Genomic DNA, 22,039 nt, shown 5'->3' with positions numbered 1-22,039 from the left:
GAACATCGCCCCCTGGAAATCTTGACTGCCTCTCATCGTCTGGCTATGGGTTGTTCTTGGACCGCTTCAGATCGTACTGGCATACGCAGACGCCAGTGGGGGATTTTTCAACGGCCTGCTATACGTGTCGCGCGGCCGACATCCCTGAGGCCCATGGTGCGCTAGAGTCCGCTACCAAGGAAAGAATCGAACGATCGTTCGATTTTCTGCGACGAGTCGATAGAATCGAGGCAGTTCGGGGCGGCAGCATCGGCGTCGGCCCCAGGCGATCCCATCCATTCGAAGAGGAAGACACGATGACTGCGCAAGAGATCCTGGAGCAGTACGGCCCGCGCGAATCCATGGAATACGACGTCGTGATCGTCGGCGCCGGCCCGGCCGGGCTGGCCACGGCCATCCGGCTCAAGCAGCTCGCCGCCGAGAAAAACCAGGAGATCTCGGTGGTGGTGTTGGAAAAGGGTTCTGAACCCGGGGCCCACATTCTGTCGGGCGCGGTCATGGACCCGCGCGCGATGAACGAGCTCTTCCCCAACTGGAAGGAACTGGGGGCGCCGCTGAACCAGCCGGTCACCGGGGATGATGTGCTCACGCTCACCGAGACCGGCAGCACACGCATTCCCGACTTCTTCGTGCCGCGCAACTTCCACAACGAAGGGTGCTATGTCATCTCGCTGGGCAACGTGGTCAAGTGGATGGCCGAGCAGGCCGAGGGCCTGGGCGTGGAGATCTTTCCGGGTTTCGCCGCCGCCGAAGTGCTCTACGACGAGCAGGGCCGCGTGCGCGGCGTGGCCACCGGCAACATGGGCGTGGGCAAGGATGGCAAGCCCACGGATCATTTCCAGCTCGGCATGGAGTTGCTGGGCAAGTACACCGTCTTTGCCGAGGGCGCGCGTGGGCACCTGGGCAAGCAGCTCATCGCCCGCTACAAGCTCGACGCGGGCAAGGATCCGCAGACCTATGCGATCGGCATCAAGGAGCTGTGGGAGATCGACCCGGCCAAGGCCAAGCCGGGCCTGGTGGTGCATACCGCCGGCTGGCCGATGGACGATCAGACCTTCGGGGGCGGCTTCCTCTATCACCTCGAGGGCAACAAGGTCACTCTGGGCTTCGTGATCGGCCTGGACTATCAGAATCCCTGGCTCAGCCCCTTCGAGGAGATGCAGCGCTGGAAGACGCACCCGGCCATCCGGGCGCACATCGAGGGCGGCAAGCGTCTGAGTTATGGCGCCCGCGCCATCAACAACGGCACACCCCAGGCCCTGCCCAAGACGGTGTTCCCGGGCGGCGCCCTGGTGGGCTGCGATGCCGGCTACCTCAATGCGGCGCGCATCAAGGGCAGCCACGCCGCCATCAAGAGCGGCATGCTGTGCGCCGAAGCCGTCTTCGACGCCGTGGCGGCCGGACGGTCGGCCGACGAGCTGACCGCCTACCCCGAAGCCTTCGAGAAGAGCTGGCTGTACGAGGAACTGCAGCAGTCGCGCAATTTCAAGCACTGGTTCAAGAAGGGCCCGCTGGTGGGCAAGCTGATGACCGGGGTCGAGCAGTGGCTGCTGCCCAAGATCGGCATCCACAGCCCGCCGTGGACCCTGCACCGCGACCAGCCCGACCACGTCTATCTCAAGCCGGCCGACCAGTGCGAGAAGATCGTCTACCCCAAACCCGACGGGACGCTGACCTTCGACCGCCTGTCCTCGGTGTTCGTGAGCAACACCAATCACGAGGAAAACCAGCCGGCCCACCTGACGCTCAAGGACGCCAGCGTGCCCGTGGCGGTCAACCTGAGCCGGTTTGCCGGGCCCGAGAGCCGCTACTGCCCGGCGGGTGTGTACGAATTCGTCAAGGACGAAGACGGCAGCGACCGCCTGCAGATCAACGCGCAGAACTGCGTGCACTGCAAGACCTGCGACATCAAGGATCCGACGCAGAACATCGTCTGGGTCACGCCCGAAGGCGGCGGCGGGCCCAACTACGCGGGCATGTGACCCCCCCGCCCGGGCAGTGCCTCGGGAGAAATTTGGCGGCCCCGGGGCCGCCATTTTCGTGGCCGGTGAATTACACTGGCACCTGTCAGGAGAGAGCCCCTGCGGGGGCCGCCGAAGGCGCAGGGCGCAAGCCCGAACGCTCAGGCACCCAGGACTGACAAGCGCCTTGTGGACAAGGCGTTCCTCACTGGAGAGAGGCCGGGCGACCACGGTCACCCAGCCCACCGAAGGGGCAAGCCGCTGCGGCTGAAACAGTCAGGCGGCCAATCTCTCAGGTAAAGCGGACAGCGAGGGCAGCACGTGCCGGACCGGCTTTCGGGACGGCACGCTCGCATGACAGCCCCAGGAGAATGCCATGTCCGCCCAAGTCTCGACGTCCGCGCTGTTGCGCACCCCCTTGTACGCCCTGCACCTGGAGCACGGTGCCCGCATGGTGTCCTTTGCCGGCTACGAAATGCCCGTGCAGTACGAAGGAATCATCGCCGAGCACCGGCAGTGCCGCGAGAGCGCGGCCTTGTTCGACGTCTCCCACATGGGCCAGATCCGCCTGGCCGGTGAGGACGCCGCCCGCGCCCTGGAATCACTGGTGCCGGTGGATGTGCTCGACTTGCCCGTGGGCAAGCAGCGCTACGGCTTCTTCACCAATGCCAGCGGCGGCATCCTCGATGACTTGATGATCACGCGTCGGGAGAACGATCTGCTGTTGGTGGTCAATGCAGCCAACAAGCAAGCCGACTTGGCGCACCTGAACACCCACATCGGCCACCGCTGCACGGTGCAGTCTCTGCCCGACCGGGCGCTGCTGGCCCTGCAGGGCCCGCTGGCCGTGCAGGCTCTGGCTCGCGTGAACGCCGACGTGCAGCGTCTGAGCTTCATGACGGGCGATCATTTCACGCTGGCGGGCAAGGCCTGTTTCGTGACCCGCTCGGGCTACACCGGCGAGGACGGATTCGAAATCTCGGTCGCGGCTGAGGACGCCGATGCCCTGGCCCGCGTGCTGCTGATGCAGCCCGAGGTGAAGCTGGCCGGCCTGGGCGCGCGCGACACCTTGCGCCTGGAAGCCGGTCTGTGTCTGCACGGTCACGACATCGACGCCCAGACCACGCCGGTGCAAGCCGCGCTGGCCTGGGCGATCCAGAAGGTGCGCCGCCCCGGTGGCGCCCGTGCCGGCGGTTATCCCGGCGCCCAGACGATCGAACTGCAACTGACCCATGGGGCCCTGGTCAAGCGCGTGGGCCTGGTCGGCCTGGAGCGGGCGCCGGTGCGCGAGGGGGCCAAGCTCCTCGACGCCGCCCGCCACAACGCCGGCCACGTCACCAGCGGCACCGTGAGCCCCGCGCTGGGCGTGCCCATTGCGATGGGCTACCTGCCGGTGAACCATGCGGCCACCGGCTCCATCGTGCACGCCGTGGTGCGCGAGAAGACCCACCCGATGCGCGTGACGGCCCTGCCCTTCGTGCCGCACCGTTATCACCGTTGATCGCCCTGTTTTCTATTTCACCCCATCCAGCCAGGAGTCCTGCATGACCGTCAAGTACACCCCCGACCACGAGTGGATCGAACTCGATGGCGACGAAGGCGTCGCCACCATCGGCATCACGCCTCATGCCCAGGACGCGTTGGGCGACGTGGTTTTCGTCGACCTGCCTGCCGTGGGGGCCGAATTCAGGAAGGGTGACGTGGCCGGCGTGGTCGAATCGGTCAAGGCCGCCGCCGACGTTTATGCGCCGGTCAGTGGGCACGTCCTCGAAGTGAACGAGGCGCTGCGCGCCGACCCCTCGCTGGCCAATTCCGACCCCTTGGGCAAGGGCTGGTTCTTCAAGGTCAAGATGGACGACCTGGCCGAGTTCGATGCCCTGCTCGACGCCCCGGCCTACGACGCACTCGTCAAGAACGCCTGAATCGTGGGCGCCGGCTGCGGCCTGCCTGGGCAGGTGCAGTCGTCGCATGACCTTCTTTGCCCCAACGCCATGCTCATGTCTGCCCTCACCCCCTTGAGCGACCTCGAAGCCCACGATGAATTCGTGGCCCGTCACATCGGCATCGATGCTGCCGATGAACGTGTGATGCTCTCGGCCATCGGCGCGGCCTCCCGCGCCGCCCTGATGGACGCCATCGTGCCGCGCAGCATCGTGCGCAGCGCCCCGATGGAGTTGCCCGCACCGGTGCCTGAGGCCCGTGCCCTCGAGGAACTCAAGGCCATCGCGGCGCGCAACCGGGTGCTGCGCAGTCATATCGGTCAGGGCTACTACGGCACCCACACGCCTGCCGTCATCCTGCGCAATGTGCTGGAAAACCCCGCTTGGTACACCGCCTACACGCCCTACCAAGCCGAGATCTCGCAAGGGCGCATGGAAGCTCTGGTGAACTTCCAGACCATGGTGTGCGACCTCACGGGCATGGCGATCGCCAATGCCTCGATGCTGGACGAGGCGACGGCCGCTGCCGAGGCCATGACCCTGGCCGCCCGAGTCGGCAAGAGCAGGAGCACGACCTTCTTCGTGGCCGACGATGTGCTGCCCCAGACCCTGGAGGTGGTGCGCACCCGCGCGCGGCCCCTCGGGCTGACGGTCGTGACCGGCCCGGCGGAGCAGGCCTCACAGACGGACTGCTTCGCCGCCTTGTTCCAGTATCCCGGCGTCACCGGTCGCATTCTGGACCTGCGGCCGCAGATCGAGGCCGTGCACGCCCGTGGCGCCCTGGCCGTGGTGGCCGCGGACCTGCTGGCGCTGACCCTGCTGGTGCCACCGGGCGAGCAAGGTGCCGACATCGTGGTGGGCACGACCCAGCGCTTCGGCATGCCCATGGGCAACGGCGGGCCGCACGCGGCCTACATGGCCACCCGCGAGGAGTTCAAGCGCTCACTGCCCGGCCGCCTGGTGGGCGTGAGCGTAGACGCCCATGGCGCCCCGGCCTACCGGCTGGCACTGCAAACGCGCGAGCAGCACATCCGCCGCGAGAAGGCCACGTCCAACATCTGCACCGCGCAGGTGCTGCCGGCCGTGGTGGCAAGCATGTACGCCGTCTACCACGGCCCGCAGGGCCTCAAGCGCATCGCGCAGCGTGTGGCCGGCTTCACCGCCGTGCTGGCCCAGGGCCTGGCCAGTCTGGGCTGGGCCCCCACGCACGACACCGCCTTCGACACACTGGAGCTGCGCACTGGCGAGCACACCGAGGCCTTGCTGGCCGCCGCCGTGGCCGCGGGCATGAATCTGCGCCGCGCCAGCGCGACGACCGTGGGCATCTCGCTGGACGAGACGACCACGCGCGAGCATGTGGAAGCGCTGTGGAGGGTGTTCGCCCGGGGCCGCGCCCTGCCCTCGTGGGAGGCAGCCGAGAAGGGCGTCGCACCGCTCATTCCTGAGCGGCTGCGCCGCACCAGCCCCTACCTCACCCACCCGGTCTTCAACTCCCATCACTCTGAAACGGAGATGCTGCGCTACCTGCGCAGCCTGTCGGACAAGGATTTGGCGCTGGACCGCACGATGATCCCGCTGGGCTCGTGCACGATGAAGCTCAACGCCACCAGCGAGATGATCCCCATCACCTGGCCGGAGTTTGCGCACATCCACCCCTTCGCGCCGAAGGACCAGTTGCAGGGCTATGCGCAGCTCAACGAGCAGCTGTGCGACTGGCTGAGCCAGGCCACGGGCTATGCCGGCATCAGCCTGCAGCCCAACGCCGGCTCTCAGGGTGAGTATGCCGGGCTGCTGATCATCCAGGCCTATCATGAGGCGCGCGGTCAGGGGCATCGCAACATCTGCCTGATCCCCGAATCGGCCCACGGCACCAACCCGGCCTCGGCCCAGATGGCGGGCATGCAAGTGGTGGTGACCAAATGCGATGCCGACGGCAATGTGGATCTTGACGACCTGCGCGCCAAGTGCGAGCAGCACAGCGAGCGCCTGGCCTGCGTGATGATCACCTACCCGTCCACCTATGGTGTCTTCGAGACGCGGGTGAAGGAGCTGTGCGAGCTGGTGCATGCCCACGGCGGACGTGTCTATGTGGACGGCGCCAACATGAACGCCCTGGTGGGCGTGGCCGCCCCGGGCGAGTTCGGCGGCGACGTGAGCCATCTGAACCTGCACAAGACCTTCTGCATCCCGCACGGCGGCGGCGGCCCTGGCGTGGGCCCGGTGTGCGTGGTGTCCGACCTGGTGCCCTTCCTGCCGGCGCACCGCAGCGCGGGCCTGGGCCACGAGTCGCAGGTGGGCGCGGTGAGCGCCGCGCCGCTGGGCAACGCCGCCGTGCTGCCGATCTCGTGGATGTACATGCGCATGATGGGTGCGGCAGGCCTGAAGGCCGCCACCGAGACGGCCATCCTGAGCGCCAACTACATCGCCGCACGCCTGGACGGCCCGTACGAGCTGCATTTCAGCAGCAACGTGCCGGGCATCAAGGGCGGTGGCGTCGCCCATGAGTGCATCCTGGACCTGCGCCCGCTGAAAGAGACCAGCGGCATCACGGCCGAGGACGTGGCCAAGCGCCTGATCGACTACGGCTTCCATGCGCCCACGCTGAGCTTCCCGGTGGCCGGCACGCTGATGGTGGAGCCCACCGAGAGTGAGTCACTGGCCGAGCTGGACCGCTTCGTCGAGGCGATGCTCGCGATCCGCGAGGAGATCGCCAAGGTCGAGCGCGGCGAATGGCCGCGCGAGGACAACCCGCTGAAGAATGCACCGCACACGGCTGAGAGCCTGCTCAAGGCCGAGTGGAACCACGCCTACACCCGCGAGGAGGCCGCCTACCCGCTGGCCCGCCTGCGCCGACAGAAGTACTGGTCGCCGGTGGGCCGGGTGGACAACGTCTACGGCGACCGCAACCTGTTCTGCAGTTGCGTGCCCTTGAGCGAGTACCAATAAAGCCGTCATGAAGCAGCATTTCGCCAGCGACAACTACGCGGGGATGTGTCCGGAGGCCACGCATTGGTTCATGCAGGCCAATGCCAGCGGCCACCAGCCCGGCTACGGGGAGGACATCTGGACCCAGCGCTCCACCGACAAGATCCGCGAGCTCTTCCAGACGGATTGCGACGTCTACTTCGTCTTCAACGGCACGGCGGCCAATTCGCTGGCGCTGGCCGCGATGTGCCAGAGCTACCACTCGGTGATCTGCACGCCGGTGGCCCACATCGAGACCGACGAGTGCGGCGGGCCGGAGTTCTTCTCGAACGGTTCCAAGCTGCTCGTGGCCGAAGCCGAAAGCCCGGCCGCCCGGCTGGGCAAGCTCACGCCCGATGCGGTGGAGCAGCTCGTCACCAAGCGCAGCGACATCCACTACCCCAAGCCCAAGGTGGTGAGCCTCACCCAGGCCACCGAACTCGGCACGGTCTACACCGTGGAGGAAGTGCGCGCGATCTCGGCGATTGCCAAGCGGCGCAAGCTCAAGCTGCACATGGACGGCGCACGCTTTGCCAACGCGGTGGCCGCCCTGGGGTGCCACCCCAGCGAGATCACCTGGCGCGCCGGCGTGGACGTGTTGTGCTTCGGTGGGACCAAGAACGGCCTGCCCGTCGGTGAGGCGGTGGTCTTCTTCGACCGGGCGCTGTCGGACGACTTTGCCTACCGCGTGAAACAGGCCGGCCAGCTGGCCTCGAAGATGCGCTTCATCTCGGCGCCCTGGGTGGGCCTGCTGGAGAACGACGTGTGGTTGCGCAACGCCCGCCATGCCAATGCAATGGCGCAGCGCCTGTATGAGGCGATCCGCGACATCCCCGGAGTGCAGGTGCTGCACCCACCGCAGGTGAACTCGGTGTTTGCCCAGCTCCCGGCCCCGATCATCGACGGCCTGTATGCGAAAGGCTGGAAGTTCTACCAGTTCATCGCCGGTGGCGGCTGCCGCCTGATGTGCGCCTGGGACACCACGGCCGAGGCGGTGGATGCCTTTGCCACCGACCTGCGGCAGCTCTGCCAGGCCTGAACCTCACCCCTCCTGGAGCCCGCCCATGGCCGTCTCGGTCTTCGACCTCTTCAAGGTGGGCATCGGCCCGTCGAGCTCGCACACCGTGGGCCCGATGCGGGCTGCACGGATGTTCATCGAACGGCTGCGCCACGAGGGTGGGCTCGATGCCGTGCGGCGCGTGCGCTGCGAGCTGTACGGCTCGCTGGGCGCCACCGGCAAGGGCCACGGCAGCGACAAGGCCGTGCTGCTGGGTCTGGCCGGCCACGAGCCCGACACGGTGGATGTGGACCAGGTGCCGGCGATGCTGGAGGCGATCCGCCAGGAGCGCGCGCTCGTGCTGGGCGGTACCCACCGCATCGCGCTGGACGAGGCCGAGGACCTGGTCTTCCTGCGCCGTCAGAGCCTGCCCTTCCATGCGAACGGCATGCGCTTCCTTGCGTTCGGTGCCGATAGCGCTGAGCTGGCCGCGCGCATCTACTACTCGGTGGGCGGCGGCTTCGTCGTCAGCGAGGAGGTGGCCGCCGATGGGAGCCGGCAACGACGCATCGCGCCCGACACCACCGTGCTGCCCCTGCCCTTCCACAGCGGGGCCGAACTGCTGACGCTCACCCGCCGTGAAGGCTTGTCCATCGCCGGCGTGATGCGCGTGAACGAGCGTCACTGGCGCAGCGACGCCGAGATCGACGCGGGGCTCTTGCACATCTGGCGCGTGATGCAGGAGTGCGTGAACCGCGGCTGCCGTGCCGAGGGCACCCTGCCGGGAGGCTACAAGGTGCGCCGGCGCGCCGCAGCGCTGTACCGCTCGCTCACCGCCCATCCCGAGGCGGCCTTGAAGGACCCGCTGCAGGTGATGGACTGGGTGAATCTCTACGCCCTGGCCGTCAATGAGGAGAACGCCGCCGGGGGCCGCGTGGTGACCGCCCCCACCAATGGGGCCGCCGGCATCGTGCCGGCCGTGCTGCACTACTACACCCGCTTCGTGCCGGGCGCCACCGAGGCCGGCGTGATCGACTTCCTGCTCACGGCCGGGGCGATCGGGATCCTCTACAAGGAGAACGCCTCGATCAGCGGTGCCGAGGTGGGCTGCCAGGGCGAGGTGGGCGTGGCCTGCTCGATGGCCGCCGGCGCCCTGTGTGCCGTGCTGGGCGGTACGCCCGAGCAGGTGGAAAACGCCGCCGAAATCGGCATGGAGCACCACCTGGGCCTGACCTGCGATCCGGTGGGTGGACTGGTGCAGATCCCCTGCATCGAGCGCAACGCGATCGCCTCGGTGAAAGCCATCAACGCCGCGCGCATGGCCCTGCGCGGTGACGGCGTGCACCATGTGAGCCTGGACCAGGTCATCAAGACCATGCGAGAGACCGGGGCCGACATGAAGACCAAGTACAAGGAAACCGCCCGCGGCGGGCTGGCCGTCAACATCGTCGAGTGCTGACGCCCGAGCGATCCTGCTCCAGGGGCAAGCCCCAGTCTCCGGCGATGTAATTTCACGTTAAGCTTTCGGCATGCGACTTCTGCTTGCCGAAGACGACGCCATCCTTGCCGACGCCCTGGTGGCCAACCTCGAACACGCCGGCTTCGAGGTGGAGACCGCCGAGAACGGCGCGGTGGCCGAGTACCTGCTCAACCGCCAGCATTTCGATGCCGCCATCCTCGATATCGGCCTGCCGCTGGTCGATGGGCTGACCGTGCTCAAGCGCGTGCGTGCCAGCAAGCCGGCACAGCCCATCTTGGTGCTGACCGCGCTGTGCGATCTGGAGCACCGCGTGGAGGGGCTCAACGCTGGGGCCGACGACTACCTCACCAAGCCCTTCGAATTCCCCGAGCTCGAAGCCCGCGTGAGGGCGCTGCTGCGACGTGCCCAGCCGGGCAGCAACTCTTTGCTACAAGCCGGCCAACTGCAGATGGACCGTGACGCGCGGCGAGCCACCATCGCGGGTGAACCAGTGGACCTGTCGCCGCGGGAATGGTCGTTGCTGGAGTTGCTGCTGAGCCAGCGCGACAAGGTGGTCACCAAGGAACAGATCACCCAGTCCTGGAGCGGCGAGGCCGGGGCCAAGGGCGAGCCGGCTGGCTCGATCGAGGTCTACATCCATCGCCTGCGTCGCAAGCTGGAGCCGTCCGGCCTGTCGATCCGCACGGTACGCGGGCTGGGCTACCTGCTCGAAGCGGACACGAAGGCGTGAACCCCTCGCGCTGGAGCGCCCTTCAAGCGCGGCTGGGTCTGGCCCCGGGGCGGCGTTCGCTGCATCGCCATCTGATGTGGTGGCTGCTCATCCCGCAGCTCGTGCTGTGGATTGCCGCGGCCTTCGTTACCTACAGCGTGGCGGCGCGCCATGCCAACCTGGCGATCGACCGCAGCCTGTACCAGTCCTCGCGCGCCCTGGCGCAGCAGGTCAAACCCATCGACAACGGGCTGCTGATCGACTTCCCCAAAGCCGCTCAGGCCATCCTGGAAACCGATCCGGACGACCGCGTCTACTACATGGTGAGCACACCGCCAGGGCAGTTCATCCTGGGCAACAACACGCTGCCGCCCCCGCCGCCCATTCCCGACCTGCAGCTCGACCGGCCCTACTTTTACGACGGGCTGGTAGATGGCGTCCCGGTGCGCGTGGCGGCGCTCTACCTGGCCTATGGCGAGACGACCTCGCCTCAGCGCATGCTGGTCCAACTGGCCAAGAGTCGGGCCAGCCGCGAGGAACTGGCCCGGCAGATCCTGATCGACACTGCCTTGCCCCTGTCGGGCTTGATCCTGCTGATGTCGCTGATCGTCTGGGGGGGCATCCGCACCGGCCTGGCCCCACTGGCGCGGCTGCAGGCGGTGGTGGAAGATCGCGCCCCCAACGACCTGGCCCCCATTGAACTGGAGGCCGCGCCCGAAGAAGTGCGCGCGCTGGCCCAGGCCGTCAACAGCCTGCTGGCCCAGGTGCACGAGAACGTGAGCACCCAGCGCCGCTTCATCAGCAACGCCGCCCACCAGTTGCGCACCCCGTTGGCCGGGCTGAAGTCGCAGGTCGAGCTGGCCCTGGCCGAGGCCCAAGACCCGGCGCTGCAGGGGCGGCTGCAGCGTGTCCACGAGAGCGCCACCCGCGCCGCCCACTTGGTGGGGCAGTTGCTGGTGCTGGCGCGGGCCGAGCCCGAATCGGCTGCGACCCTCGGGCGCCGACACTTCGACCTGGCCCGGCTGGTGCGCGAGGTGACGGCCGAACAGGTGCCTCGCGCCCTGCAGGCCGGGGTGGACCTCGGGGTCGAGGACCGTGACGTCGAGCCTCTGCCCATCCTGGGCAACAGCCTGCTGATCCGCGAAGTGCTGCTCAACCTGATCGACAACGCAGTGCGCTACGCCGGGCGCGGCGCCAGCGTCACCGTACACAGCCGCGCGGTGCAGGGGCAGGCCGAGGTGGTGGTCGAAGACGACGGACCGGGCTTGCCCCCCGAGGCCGGCCCCGACGCCCACCGGCGAGTCTTCGAGCGTTTCGTGCGCGCCAGCCGCGACGGCCAAGGATGCGGCCTGGGGCTAGCGATCGTCAAGGAGATCGTCGAGCGCCACGCCGGCCAGGTGCACCTGGAGCCGGTGCAGCCTCATGGCCTGCGGGCCGTGGTGCGCCTACCGTTGGCGACGCCTTGACCCGGCTTTCCACAGCGCAGGCAGCACGAGCAGCAGCGCTGCGATCAGCAGCAGGGTGGCCGAGATCGGCCGGGTCACGAAGGTGCTCCACTGGCCCTGGCTGATCGTGAGCGCCTGGCGCATCGACTGCTCCATCATCGGTCCGAGGATGAGCCCTACCACCAGCGGCGCGACAGGGAAATCGAAGCGCCGCATCGCATAACCGATCACGCCAAAGACGTACAGCAGGGCCACGTCGAACAGCGAGTTACCGGCGCCATAGACCCCGACGGTGGAGATCAGAATGATGCCCGCATAGAGCAGCGGCACCGGAATCGACAGCAGCTTCACCCACAGCCCCACCAGCGGCAGGTTGAGCATCAGCAGGATCACGTTGCCGATGTACAGGCTGGCGATCAAGGTCCACACCAGGCCGGACTGCGAAGTGAAGAGCGTCGGGCCGGGCTGCAGGCCGTAGCTCTCGAAGGCCGACAGGATGACCGCGGCCGTCGCCGAGGTGGGAATGCCCAGCGTCAGCAGCGGCATCAGCACGCCCGCGGCCGAAGCATTGTTGGCCGCTTCCGGGCCCGCCACGCCTTCGATGGCCCCGTGGCCGAACTCCTCCTTGTGCCTGGAGAGCTTCTTCTCGGTGTAATACGACAGCAGCGTGGGCAGCTCGGCGCCGCCGGCGGGCAAGGCACCGATCGGAAACCCGAAGCCTGCCCCCCTCACCCAAGGCCAGAAGCTGCGCCGCCAGTCCTCGCGCGTGAGCCACACCCGCCCCTGCACCTTGAGCACCTCTCCCTTGCCGGCCCGGCCCTGCCAGGCCAGATACAGCGCCTCGCCCACCGCGAACAAGCCCACCGCCACGGCCGTGAACTCCACGCCGTCGAGCAACTCGGCCCGACCGAAGGTGAAACGCGGCTGGCCGGTCTGCAGGTCGATGCCCACCAGGCCGACCAGCAGGCCCAACCCCAGGGCGATCAGGCCGCGCAGCACCGAACGGCCGAGTACGGCCGAGACGGCCACCAGCGACAGCAGCATCAGGCTGAAGTACTCGGCCGGCCCGAAGCGCAAAGCCACCTCCACCACCCAGGGCGCCACGAAGGTCAGTGCCAACGTCGCCAGCGTGCCGGCAACGAAGCTGCCGATGGCCGCCGTGGCCAAGGCCGGCCCGGCGCGACCCCGCTTTGCCATGCGGTAGCCCTCCAGTGCCGTCACCACCGTGGCCGATTCGCCCGGCGTGTTGATCAGGATCGAGGTGGTCGAGCCGCCGTACATGGCCCCGTAGTACACGCCGGCGAACATCACGAACATCGCCGCAGCCGGCACCTTGTAGGTCAGCGGCAGCAGCAGGGCGATCGTCAACGCCGGCCCGATGCCGGGCAGCACGCCCACCATCGTGCCCAGCAGGCAGCCCAGGAAGCCGTAGAGCAGGATCTCGGGCTGCAGGGCAGCGGCAAAGCCGCCCATCAGGGCTGCGAAGGTGTCCATGAGAAGGCAGGAGAGGGGAAAGGCATGGGCACAGGGCGGACGCTCGCGCTCAGGGCCAGGGCAGGAAGCTCGCGAAGCGGCCGAGCTGGACACCCAGCAGCCGGTCGAACAAACCCCACACCGCGAAGGAGACGATCGCCCCGACGAGGAGGTCACGGCCCCAGCGCCCGCTGTCGAAGGCCCGTGCGATGCTCACGAAGGCGATCACCCCTGCCAGCCCGATGCCCAGCACCGGTGTCAGGCCCAGCAGGGCCGCCAGGCCGGTAATCATCCAGGCGACTCGCCCTTGCCGGCCCGGCAGGGGCGATTCGTGCTCGTCCAGCCTCGCATCGCTGCTGCGGCCCAGCACGCTCATGGCGAGGTACAGGACCGACAGCCCCGCCAGCGCCGCCACCAGGATCCGCGGCATCACTGCGGGGCCCACCGCCGCAAACACGGGCGGCTCGGGGATCAACCCGACCTGCCAGGCCGCCAGCGCCACCAGGGCCAACAGCGCCAGGCCCATGCACACCGGGCCGGCACGCCGGCGCAGCGGCCCCGTCATGCCAGGCCCAGGTCCTTCATCACCGCCTCGGTGGCCGCGATGTCCGCTGCCAGCATCTGCGCAAACGCATCACCGGCAAGGAAGACATCGGTCCATTTGCGCTGCTCGAGCACCTCCTTCCAGGCCGGCGAGGCGTGCATGCGTGTGAGCAGGTCGATCAGCGCCTGGCGCTGGGCCGTTGAGATGCCGGGGGCCCCGAACACGCCGCGCCAGTTGGCGGCCGTCACATCCAGGCCCTGCTCCTTCAGCGTGGGCACGTCCACGCCCGGGATGCGGGTGCTGCCCGACACCGCCAGGGCTCGCAGGCGTCCGCTGCGGATGTGCTCGGCGAACTCGGAATAGCCCGAGATCCCGGCCACCACCTGGGCCCCCAGCACCGCCGCCGTGGCCGGGCCGCCGCCGGCGAAGGCCACATAGGCCGCCTCGCGCGGGTTCTTGCCCAGGGCGCGCAGGATGAGCCCCAGCAGCAGGTGGTCCGTCCCGCCCGAGGAACCGCCGGCCACGCTCACGGCCTTCGGGTCCGCGCGCAGGGCGTTTTCCAGATCCTTCCAGGTCCTGTGCGGGCTGCTGGCGGGCACCACGATGACGCCGGCCTCCTCCGTTAGCCTTGCCAACGGCGTGACATCCTTGATCGTGACCGGACTCTTGTTGGCGATGCCCCCTCCCACCATCACCGAGCCACCGACCATCATCGCGTTGCCCTGCCCCCGGCGCTGGTTCACGAAGCGCGGCAAGCCCACCATGCCGGCGGCACCGCCGACGTTCTCGAACTGGAAGCTGCCCACCAGGCCGGCCGCCTTGCAGGCCGCCTCGATGGCCCGGGCCGTGCCGTCCCAGCCGCCCCCGGGCGCGGCCGGCACGAACATCAGGATCGATTCGAAGGCCTGCTGCGCCCAGGCCAGCGGCGCCAACCCCCCCAGGGCCGGCGCCAGACCGGCGGCCAGGATCACTCGACGGCGATTCGGATTCATGGGCATCTCCGGAAGACTGTGGATGAAACGTCACGGCGGCGATCCGCCAGTACCCGCCGAGCGTAAGCGCAGGCCCGCATGGCGGCATCAGCGTTTCTGCGGGGGTGCGATCCGCGGCCAACCCGGGTAATCCCTCATTAATGTTGTATGGATGTTTCTTTAATTTTTTCTTAACATCGCTCTGCCATCCCTCTCCCTGAGCGGAACGTGCAAATCCATCATTTGAGGAGCAAGGACATGACCCTGACCCGTCCCACCCCCCGCCGCCTCGTGCGCCGCCCCTTGCAGGCCCTGGTGGCCAGTGCCGCCCTGGGCCTGGGCGCGACCGCCACCGCGGGCGAAGTGGAAGTGCTGCATTGGTGGACTTCTGGCGGCGAAGCCAAGGCTGCCACCGCCCTGAAAGGCCAGATGCTCAAGCTGGGGCACACCTGGCGCGATTTCGCCGTGGCCGGCGGTGGCGGCGACTCGGCGATGACCGTGCTGAAGTCGCGCGTCGTCTCGGGCAATGCGCCGGCCGCCGCCCAGATCAAAGGCCCGTCCATCCAGGAATGGGCGCGCGAGGGCGTGCTGGCCAACATCGACGACGTGGCCAAGGCCCACAACTGGGACGCCCTGCTGCCCAAGCCCATCGCCGATGGCTTGAAGTACAAGGGCAGCTACGTGGCCGCACCTGTGAACGTGCACCGCGTGAACTGGATCTGGGCCAACCCGGCCGTGCTGGCCAAGGCCGGCGTGAAGCTGCCCAGCACCTGGGACGAGTTCTTCACCGCCGCCGAGGCCCTCAAGAAGGCCGGCGTGATCCCGGTGGCCCATGGCGGTCAGAACTGGCAGGACTTCACCACCTTCGAATCGGTGGCGCTGGGTGTGGGCGGGGTGGACTTCTACAAGAAGGCCCTGGTGCAGCTCGACCAGGCCACGCTCAAGAGCCCGACGATGGAGAAGGTGCTCACCACCTTCAAGCGCATCAAGGACTACACCGATCGCAACGCCCCAGGGCGCGACTGGAACCTGGCCACCGCGATGGTCATCAACGGCCAGGCCGGCATGCAGCTGATGGGCGACTGGGCCAAGGGCGAGTTCATCGCCGCCGGCAAGGTACCGGGCAAGGACTTCGTCTGCGCGGCCGCCCCCGGCACCGCCCAGGCCTTCACCTACAACGTCGACAGCTTCGCGATGTTCAAGATCAAGAACGAAGCCAACGTCAAGGCACAGAAGGATCTGGCCGCCGCCCTCGTTTCCGCCGAGTTCCAGGAGGTGTTCAACCTCAATAAGGGTTCCATCCCGGTGCGCCTGAACATGGACCTCTCCAAGTTCGACGACTGTGCCAAGCTCTCGGCCCGTGACTTCGTCGCCTCGGCCAAGGCCGGCTCCCTGGTGCCGTCCATCGCCCACGGCATGGCCGTGCCCTCGGCCGCCGAAGGCGCGATCAAGGACGCGGTCTCGCAGTTCTGGAACAGCGACCGCATGAGCGCCAAGGACGCAATGGAGCGCATCGCCGCGGCCGCCCGCGCCCAGTGACCCTGCCCCGGCGCCTGGAGCGCCGGCTGCCGCGGCCCCTCAGCCGCGGCAGCCCCCTGATGTTCCCGACGGACCCCGCATGACCTCCTCCCCCACCTTGCGGCCGCGCCAGCCCTGGCTGCCGCGGCTGGTGCTCGCACCGTCCTTCGTGCTGTCGATGGTCTTCATCTACGGCTTCATCGCCTGGAACGGCTACCTCTCGCTGTCGGCCTCGCGGCTGCTGCCCAACTACGAGTTCGTCGGCCTGGAGCAGTACGCCACGCTCTTCGCCAGCGAACGCTGGTGGGTGGCCATGCGCAATCTCGGCATCTTCGGAGTCCTCTTCATTGGACTGTCGATGGCCCTGGGCCTGCTGCTGGCCATCTTGCTCGATCAGAAGGTGCGTGCCGAAGGCGCGTTGCGCACCGTCTTCCTCTACCCGATGGCGCTGAGCTTCATCGTCACCGGCACGGCCTGGAAGTGGATCCTCAACCCGGGCCTGGGCCTGGAACATCTCATGCACCAGTGGGGCTTCGAGGGCTTCCGGTTCGACTGGCTCATCAACCCCGACCGAGCCATCTACACAGTGGTGATCGCCGGCGTGTGGCAGTCGGCCGGCTTCGTGATGGCACTCTTCCTCGCCGGTCTGCGCGGCATCGACGACAGCATCGTCAAGGCCGCCCAGCTCGACGGCGCCAGCCTGCCGCGCATCTACTGGCGTATCCTCATCCCCAGCCTGCGGCCGGTCTTCTTCAGCACGCTGCTGGTGCTCTCGCACATCGCCATCAAGAGCTTCGACCTGGTGATGGCGCTCACCGCCGGCGGCCCCGGCTTCGCCAGCGACGTGCCCGCCACCTTCATGTACACGATGGCCTTCACCCGCGGCCAGATCGGCCTCGGGGCCGCATCGGCCACCATGATGCTGGCCACTGTCGCGGCCATCGTCGTTCCCTATCTCTACAGCGAGCTGCGCACGAGGAAGCCGGCATGAAGCACCTGCACCGTTTCCTCCTCCTGGGCGCGCTGGCCGTTTTCGCCGCCCTCTTCCTCGCGCCGCTGTACGTGATGGTGGTCACCTCGCTGAAGGACATGGACCAGATCCGCGCCGGCGGCCTGCTCGATCTGCCATCCGACCCCAGCCTGGCCGCCTGGTCTAAGGCCTGGTCGAGCGCCTGCACGGGCACCGACTGCGGCGGGCTCCGGCCCTTCTTCATGAACTCCATCGCCATGGTGGTGCCTGCCGTGCTCATCTCCACCGTGCTGGGCGCGCTCAACGGCTACGTGCTGAGCAAGTGGCGCTTCCGCGGCAGCGAGCTCGTCTTCGGGCTGATGCTCTTCGGCGTGTTCATGCCCATGCAGGTGGTGCTGCTGCCGATGTCGCAGGTGCTGGGCTGGCTGGGCCTGTCCACCTCGGTGTGGGGCCTGGTGCTGGTGCATGTGCTGGCCGGCCTGCCCTCCACCACCCTCTTCTTCCGCAACTACTACGTCGGCCTGCCCGACGAGCTGGTAAAGGCCGCCATGATCGACGGGGCCGGCTTCTGGCGCATCTTCTGGCGCATCGTGCTGCCGCTGTCCACGCCCATTCTGGTCGTCACGCTGATTTGGCAGTTCACCCAGATCTGGAACGACTTCCTCTATGGCGTGGTGTTCACCGGCGCCGAAGCCAAGCCCGTCACGGTGGGCCTGAACAATCTGGCCAACACCACCGCCAACGTCAAGGAATACAACGTTGACATGGCTGCGGCCATGATCGCTGCTCTGCCCACGCTGGCCGTCTACATCATTGCCGGCAAGTACTTCGTGCGCGGCCTCACCGCCGGCGCCGTGAAAGGTTGAATCCCATGGGAGCCCTCTCCATCCGTCAGGTCCGCAAGGCTTACCACTCTGTGGAAATCCTCAAAGGCATCGACCTCGAGGTCGATGCCGGCGAATTCCTCATCCTCGTCGGCCCCTCGGGCTGTGGCAAGTCCACGTTGCTGGCCATGATCGCCGGCCTGGACCATCCCACCTTGGGCAGCATCCACATCGGTGACCACGACGTCACGCATGCCCTGCCCAAGGACCGCGACATCGCGATGGTGTTCCAGAGCTATGCGCTCTATCCCAACATGACGGTGGCCGAGAACATCGGCTTTGCGCTGGAAATGCGCAAGGTGCCCAAGGCCGAGCGCGAAGCCGCCATTGCGCGTGTGGCCAAGATGCTGCAGATCGAGCACCTGCTCGAGCGCAAGCCGGCTGCGCTTTCGGGCGGCCAGCGCCAGCGTGTGGCCATGGGCCGGGCCCTGGCGCGCAACCCCAAGCTCTTCCTCTTCGACGAGCCGCTGTCGAACCTGGACGCCAAGCTGCGCGTGGAGATGCGCGCCGAGATCAAGCTGCTGCACCAGCGCACCCGCACCACCACGGTCTACGTCACGCACGACCAGGTCGAGGCCATGACGCTGGGCGACCGCATCGCGGTGATGAAGGACGGACAGGTCCAGCAGTTCGGCACCCCGGACGACATCTACAGCCGCCCGGCCAACCGCTTCGTCGCCGAGTTCATCGGCTCGCCGGCGATGAACTTCATCGAGTGCTCGCGTGAGGGCATCGACCAGCTCCAAGCCCATGGTGTGCGCTTGTCTCTGACGCCCGCACATCGCCAATCCCTTCAGTCTTTCAGCGGTCATGCGTTGGTCTACGGCCTGCGCCCCGAGGCGCTACGGTTTGCCGATCAGGGCCTGCCTGGAGAACTTTGGATGGTCGAGCCCACGGGCCCAGAAACCTATGCCTTGGTCGACACCCCCTTGGGTCGCCTGACCGTCCGCGTGCCTGGTCAGGTTCATCAACGCATCGGCGAGCGTGTCCACCTGGATTGGTCTGCCGAACAATGCCATCTCTTTGACGGGATGACACAGCAGCGCATTGCCTGATACCCTCATTCCATGCATGTCTTCCCGCACTACCGCTCCCCAGCTTTTCTGAAAGAGCACATCTTTCACACCATGGCCTTCTACCACCCGCGCTGCATTGACCGGCGAGGTGGCTTTTTCCATTTCTTCCTCGACGACGGTACGGCTTACGACACCCAACACCGCCACCTCGTCAACAGCACCCGGCTGATCTACAACTATGCCCAGGCTCACCGGCATTTCCGCGCGCCCACTTACCTCGACGCCGTGCGCCATGGTCTGGCCTTTTTGCGCGAAGCCCACCTCGACCCAGCCACCGGCCGCTACGCCTGGATGCTGCGTGTCGAGGACCGCCCCGACGGCAGCCGTGAACACGTGGTGGAAGATGCCGCCCAGTACGCCTACGGCTTGGGCTTCGTGATGCTGGCCTACGCGCACGCACTCAAGGCCGGCGTGACCGAGGCCCGGCAGTGGCTCACCGAAACCTGGCAGACGCTGAACACCCTCTTCTGGGACGAGTCCCAGGGCCTGTATGCCGACGAACTGGCCGAAGGGGGCTGGGGGCCCTATCGCGGCCAGAATGCCAACATGCATGTTTTCGAGGCTCTGCTGGGGGCCTTCGAGGCCACTGGGGAGACCCTTTATCTCGACCGTGCAGAGCGGATCGCGCGCCGCGTCACGGTGGACCTGGCCGACCAAACCGACGGTCACATCTGGGAGCACTACCACGCAGACTGGACGCCCGACTGGACCTACCACCGGGACCGGCCCGACGAGATCTTTCGTCCCTGGGGCTACCAGTTCGGCCACCAGGCCGAGTGGGCCAAGCTGCTGCTCGTCCTCGACCGACTGCGCCCCGCCCCCTGGCTGCTGCCTCGCGCCCAGGCCTTGTTCGACTTCACCGTCGCCCATGGCTGGGACGAAGAGGCCCGCGGCCTCTTCAATCGCATGGCGCCCGATGGCACGGTGTGCGACGACCGCAAGGCCTTTTGGGTGCAGTCCGAGACGGCCACCGCGGCGGCCCTGCTCGGACACCGCACCGGGCTGGAGACCTACTGGCGGTGGTACGACCGGCTATGGTCCTACTGCTGGGACTACTTCATCGACCACGAGCACGGTGCCTGGTACCACACGCTCACCCGCGACAACCGCCGTCTGGGCGAGGAGAAGACCCCCGTGGGCCGGCTGGACTACCACACCCTGGGCAACTGCTACGAGATGCTGCGGGTGGTGACCCCCTGACGGAGTCGCCCCCGCGGCTGCCCGGCTATTGCCAGGGGCCACCGGTGCTCACCGAGCCCCCCCCCGAGGGTGTGGTCACGATGCGATTGCTGCCGCCCTCCCACACCACGTTGCCGGCCCCGTCCTTCTTGATGAACTTGTACTGGTAGATGGTGTTGGCCGGCAGGTTCAGCACCGTGCGCCAGTTGCCGCGCGTGCCCGAGCCGGAGATCCAGGTCATGGGCTTGGCCGCGGCCGGCGACCAACTGCCCAAGGCACTGTGGTGGCCCACGACGAACAGGTTTTGTCCCCACACGGTATCGGCCGTCACGTTGAACGTGACCGAAGCCGTCTGCGGCGGCTGAGCACTGCCTCCCACGCGAGCCCCCACATGGATGGCCGCGGCTCCATTCGGAGCGGCCGTCAGCGTCACGTAGCCACCGGCATCCACCGTCACCACGTTGCCTGAGCACTGACCATTGCTGAAGTCGCCCGAGATGACATCGCAATACTGGCCGGCCGGCAGGCTGGTCTTGAAGTTGCGCGTCAGCGCCGCGCCTTCGCGATTGATGACCACGAAACCCTTGTCGCCGCGGCCGAAGGCGATCTGGTTGTTGCCGTTGTCCCACCAGTCGGTCACGGTCCAGCTCGACAGCGTGGCGTTGCGGAAGGCCACCATGTTGGCGATGCCGCGCCAGCGATGCTCGCACACCCAGCCACCGATGCTCTGGTTGAAGCAGGCCGGCTGGCTCACGCCGCCGTCCCAGGGGCCACGGGTGGCCCCGCCGCTGTAATGCGGCGGGCCGAAGCTCGTGTCGTAGGCCGTGCTGCGGTTGAAGGCATAGCTCGACATCAGCGCCGGGTAGCCATAGGGCCAGGCCAGCATGAAGATGTTGGCCAGGTCGTAGGTCGAGCCATGGTGGTAGGTGAGATAGTTGCCGCCGCCGCCATGACCCCGCTGCTTGTCGTGGTTGTCGATGAAAGCAATCGCTTTGCTGCTGGGCATCAGGCCCCAGGTTTCGCCGAAGCTGCGCAGCTCGGCCAGGCGGCCCCCGCCGGCGAACTTCCCGAAGATCTGCTTACCATAGTTGAACTCGGTCACGGTGACCTGGCCGCCGCCGAGCGAAAAATACTGGTTCGGCTGCACGGCCTCGCCGGCCGCGCCGATCACCTCCAGGAACCAGAAGGGCCGGTTCGTGCCGGTGCGGCTGTTGACCGCATCGATGATCGCGCCCAGATCGGTCGGGCTGATGTGCTTGGCCGCATCCACACGGAAGCCCTTGACCCCCATGTTGACCAGGCCCACCAGGTAGTCGGCGATCTTGCCGCGCACGTAGGTGCTGCCGGTGTTCAGGTCTTGCAGGCCCGAAAGCTCGCAACGCTGCACGTTGTTCGCATCCCCGTAGTTGGTGATGGAGCACACCGGCTGGTGGAAGTCATTGGGACCATAGAGCCCGGGGTAGTTGTGATAGCTCCAGCTGCGCCCAGCGCTCGAGGTGCCACCCGTGCCGCCGGACATGTGGTTGATCACGGCGTCCACATAAATGCTCACGCCCACGGCGTTGCAGCGGTTGACCATGTCCTGGAACTCGGCGCGCGTGCCGCTGCGGCTGCGGTCCAGGCTGTAGCTCACCGGCTGGTAGCGCATCCACCACGGATAGGGCGCACCGTCACCGCTGGTCACCCAGTTGTGCTCGTTCGGGGGCGACACCTGCACCGCCGCGAACCCCTTGGGCCCGAGGAAGGTCTCGCACTCGCGCGCGATGTCGGTCCACTTCCATTCGAACAGATGCACGAAAGCCGTGCGTGGGGTGCTCTGGGCCTGGGCGGTCGAGGGGCCCAGGGCCGTGGCGGCCAACGCCAGGGCGGCCAGGCCCTGCCGGGCCGCGCGCCGCCAGCGCGGCGGCCATGGGAAAAGCTGCAGCATC

The 22,039-nt window shown here is 67.4% G+C and carries 17 protein-coding genes and 2 riboswitches; of the genes, 13 read left to right on the top strand and 4 right to left on the bottom strand.

Features of this window, described 5'->3' with window-relative positions:
* The first annotated feature begins 296 nt into the window (after positions 1–296).
* The 8 genes from ACK4ZD_RS05640 (at position 297) to ACK4ZD_RS05605 (ending at position 11,517) form a co-directional block, all read left to right on the top strand.
* On the top strand, positions 297–1,982 hold the full coding sequence (locus tag ACK4ZD_RS05640) for a 4Fe-4S dicluster domain-containing protein (RefSeq protein WP_409659547.1): 1,686 nt from the start codon (positions 297–299) through the stop codon (positions 1,980–1,982).
* A gap of 76 nt (positions 1,983–2,058) precedes the next feature.
* A riboswitch (glycine riboswitch) is annotated at positions 2,059–2,149 on the top strand.
* Positions 2,150–2,159: 10 nt separating this feature from the next.
* Positions 2,160–2,280, top strand: a riboswitch (glycine riboswitch).
* Between the two features lie 57 nt (positions 2,281–2,337).
* A complete protein-coding gene (gene gcvT / locus ACK4ZD_RS05635; RefSeq protein WP_409659546.1) occupies positions 2,338–3,462 on the top strand; it encodes a glycine cleavage system aminomethyltransferase GcvT in 1,125 nt (374 codons plus the stop codon).
* Between the two features lie 43 nt (positions 3,463–3,505).
* On the top strand, positions 3,506–3,883 hold the full coding sequence (gene gcvH / locus ACK4ZD_RS05630; protein ID WP_409659545.1) for a glycine cleavage system protein GcvH: 378 nt from the start codon (positions 3,506–3,508) through the stop codon (positions 3,881–3,883).
* 69 nt (positions 3,884–3,952) lie between these two features.
* Positions 3,953–6,847, top strand: a complete 2,895-nt coding sequence (gcvP, locus tag ACK4ZD_RS05625; RefSeq protein WP_409659544.1) for an aminomethyl-transferring glycine dehydrogenase — start codon at positions 3,953–3,955, stop codon at positions 6,845–6,847.
* Between the two features lie 7 nt (positions 6,848–6,854).
* Entirely contained in the window at positions 6,855–7,904 is a 1,050-nt protein-coding gene (locus ACK4ZD_RS05620) for a threonine aldolase family protein (protein ID WP_409659543.1), read from the top strand.
* A gap of 25 nt (positions 7,905–7,929) precedes the next feature.
* The gene (locus ACK4ZD_RS05615) at positions 7,930–9,321 is read left to right on the top strand and encodes an L-serine ammonia-lyase (RefSeq protein WP_409659542.1); all 1,392 of its coding nucleotides are present in this window, start codon (positions 7,930–7,932) and stop codon (positions 9,319–9,321) included.
* A 70-nt stretch (positions 9,322–9,391) separates the two neighbouring features.
* A complete protein-coding gene (locus ACK4ZD_RS05610; RefSeq protein ID WP_409659541.1) occupies positions 9,392–10,072 on the top strand; it encodes a response regulator transcription factor in 681 nt (226 codons plus the stop codon).
* A complete protein-coding gene (locus tag ACK4ZD_RS05605; protein WP_409659540.1) occupies positions 10,069–11,517 on the top strand; it encodes a sensor histidine kinase in 1,449 nt (482 codons plus the stop codon). The genes ACK4ZD_RS05610 and ACK4ZD_RS05605 overlap by 4 nt, the downstream gene beginning before the upstream one ends.
* On the opposite strand, the gene ACK4ZD_RS05600 is transcribed toward ACK4ZD_RS05605, so the two are convergent.
* The 3 genes from ACK4ZD_RS05600 to ACK4ZD_RS05590 are packed head-to-tail and all read right to left on the bottom strand — an operon-like array spanning position 11,497 to position 14,505.
* Positions 11,497–12,990, bottom strand: coding sequence for a tripartite tricarboxylate transporter permease (locus ACK4ZD_RS05600; RefSeq protein WP_409659539.1), 1,494 nt, complete (start codon positions 12,988–12,990; stop codon positions 11,497–11,499). The genes ACK4ZD_RS05605 and ACK4ZD_RS05600 overlap by 21 nt on opposite strands.
* A 49-nt stretch (positions 12,991–13,039) precedes the next feature.
* A complete protein-coding gene (locus tag ACK4ZD_RS05595; RefSeq protein WP_409659538.1) occupies positions 13,040–13,534 on the bottom strand; it encodes a tripartite tricarboxylate transporter TctB family protein in 495 nt (164 codons plus the stop codon).
* Positions 13,531–14,505 carry a Bug family tripartite tricarboxylate transporter substrate binding protein gene (locus ACK4ZD_RS05590; RefSeq protein ID WP_409659537.1) on the bottom strand — a complete coding sequence of 325 codons (975 nt, stop codon included), beginning with the start codon at positions 14,503–14,505 and terminating at the stop codon, positions 13,531–13,533. Before ACK4ZD_RS05590 ends, ACK4ZD_RS05595 begins: the two co-directional genes overlap by 4 nt.
* Before the next feature lie 237 nt (positions 14,506–14,742).
* On the opposite strand from ACK4ZD_RS05590, the gene ACK4ZD_RS05585 reads away from it, so the two are divergent.
* The 5 genes from ACK4ZD_RS05585 to ACK4ZD_RS05565 all read left to right on the top strand — a co-directional run bounded on the left by ACK4ZD_RS05585 (position 14,743) and on the right by ACK4ZD_RS05565 (position 20,132).
* Entirely contained in the window at positions 14,743–16,023 is a 1,281-nt protein-coding gene (locus tag ACK4ZD_RS05585; RefSeq protein ID WP_409659536.1) for an ABC transporter substrate-binding protein, read from the top strand.
* 79 nt (positions 16,024–16,102) lie between these two features.
* Positions 16,103–16,993, top strand: a complete 891-nt coding sequence (locus tag ACK4ZD_RS05580) for a carbohydrate ABC transporter permease (RefSeq protein WP_409659535.1) — start codon at positions 16,103–16,105, stop codon at positions 16,991–16,993.
* Positions 16,990–17,838 carry a carbohydrate ABC transporter permease gene (locus ACK4ZD_RS05575; RefSeq protein WP_409659534.1) on the top strand — a complete coding sequence of 283 codons (849 nt, stop codon included), beginning with the start codon at positions 16,990–16,992 and terminating at the stop codon, positions 17,836–17,838. The genes ACK4ZD_RS05580 and ACK4ZD_RS05575 overlap by 4 nt, the downstream gene beginning before the upstream one ends.
* Positions 17,839–17,843: 5 nt before the next feature.
* Positions 17,844–18,911, top strand: coding sequence for an ABC transporter ATP-binding protein (locus ACK4ZD_RS05570; RefSeq protein ID WP_409659533.1), 1,068 nt, complete (start codon positions 17,844–17,846; stop codon positions 18,909–18,911).
* A 12-nt stretch (positions 18,912–18,923) separates the two neighbouring features.
* A complete protein-coding gene (locus ACK4ZD_RS05565; RefSeq protein ID WP_409659532.1) occupies positions 18,924–20,132 on the top strand; it encodes an AGE family epimerase/isomerase in 1,209 nt (402 codons plus the stop codon).
* A 25-nt stretch (positions 20,133–20,157) separates the two neighbouring features.
* Here the strand turns inward: ACK4ZD_RS05565 and ACK4ZD_RS05560 are convergent, their stop codons facing one another.
* Positions 20,158–22,038 (bottom strand): carbohydrate-binding module family 20 domain-containing protein, encoded by a 1,881-nt coding sequence (locus ACK4ZD_RS05560; protein WP_409659531.1) that lies wholly within the window; start codon positions 22,036–22,038, stop codon positions 20,158–20,160.
* Position 22,039: the final 1 nt, after the last annotated feature.

The organism is Caldimonas sp. (assembly GCF_046291045.1).
Lineage (GTDB): Bacteria > Pseudomonadota > Gammaproteobacteria > Burkholderiales > Burkholderiaceae_C > Caldimonas.
Note: the sequence above shows the minus strand (reverse complement) of the source record. Positions and strands in the feature narration are given on the sequence as shown.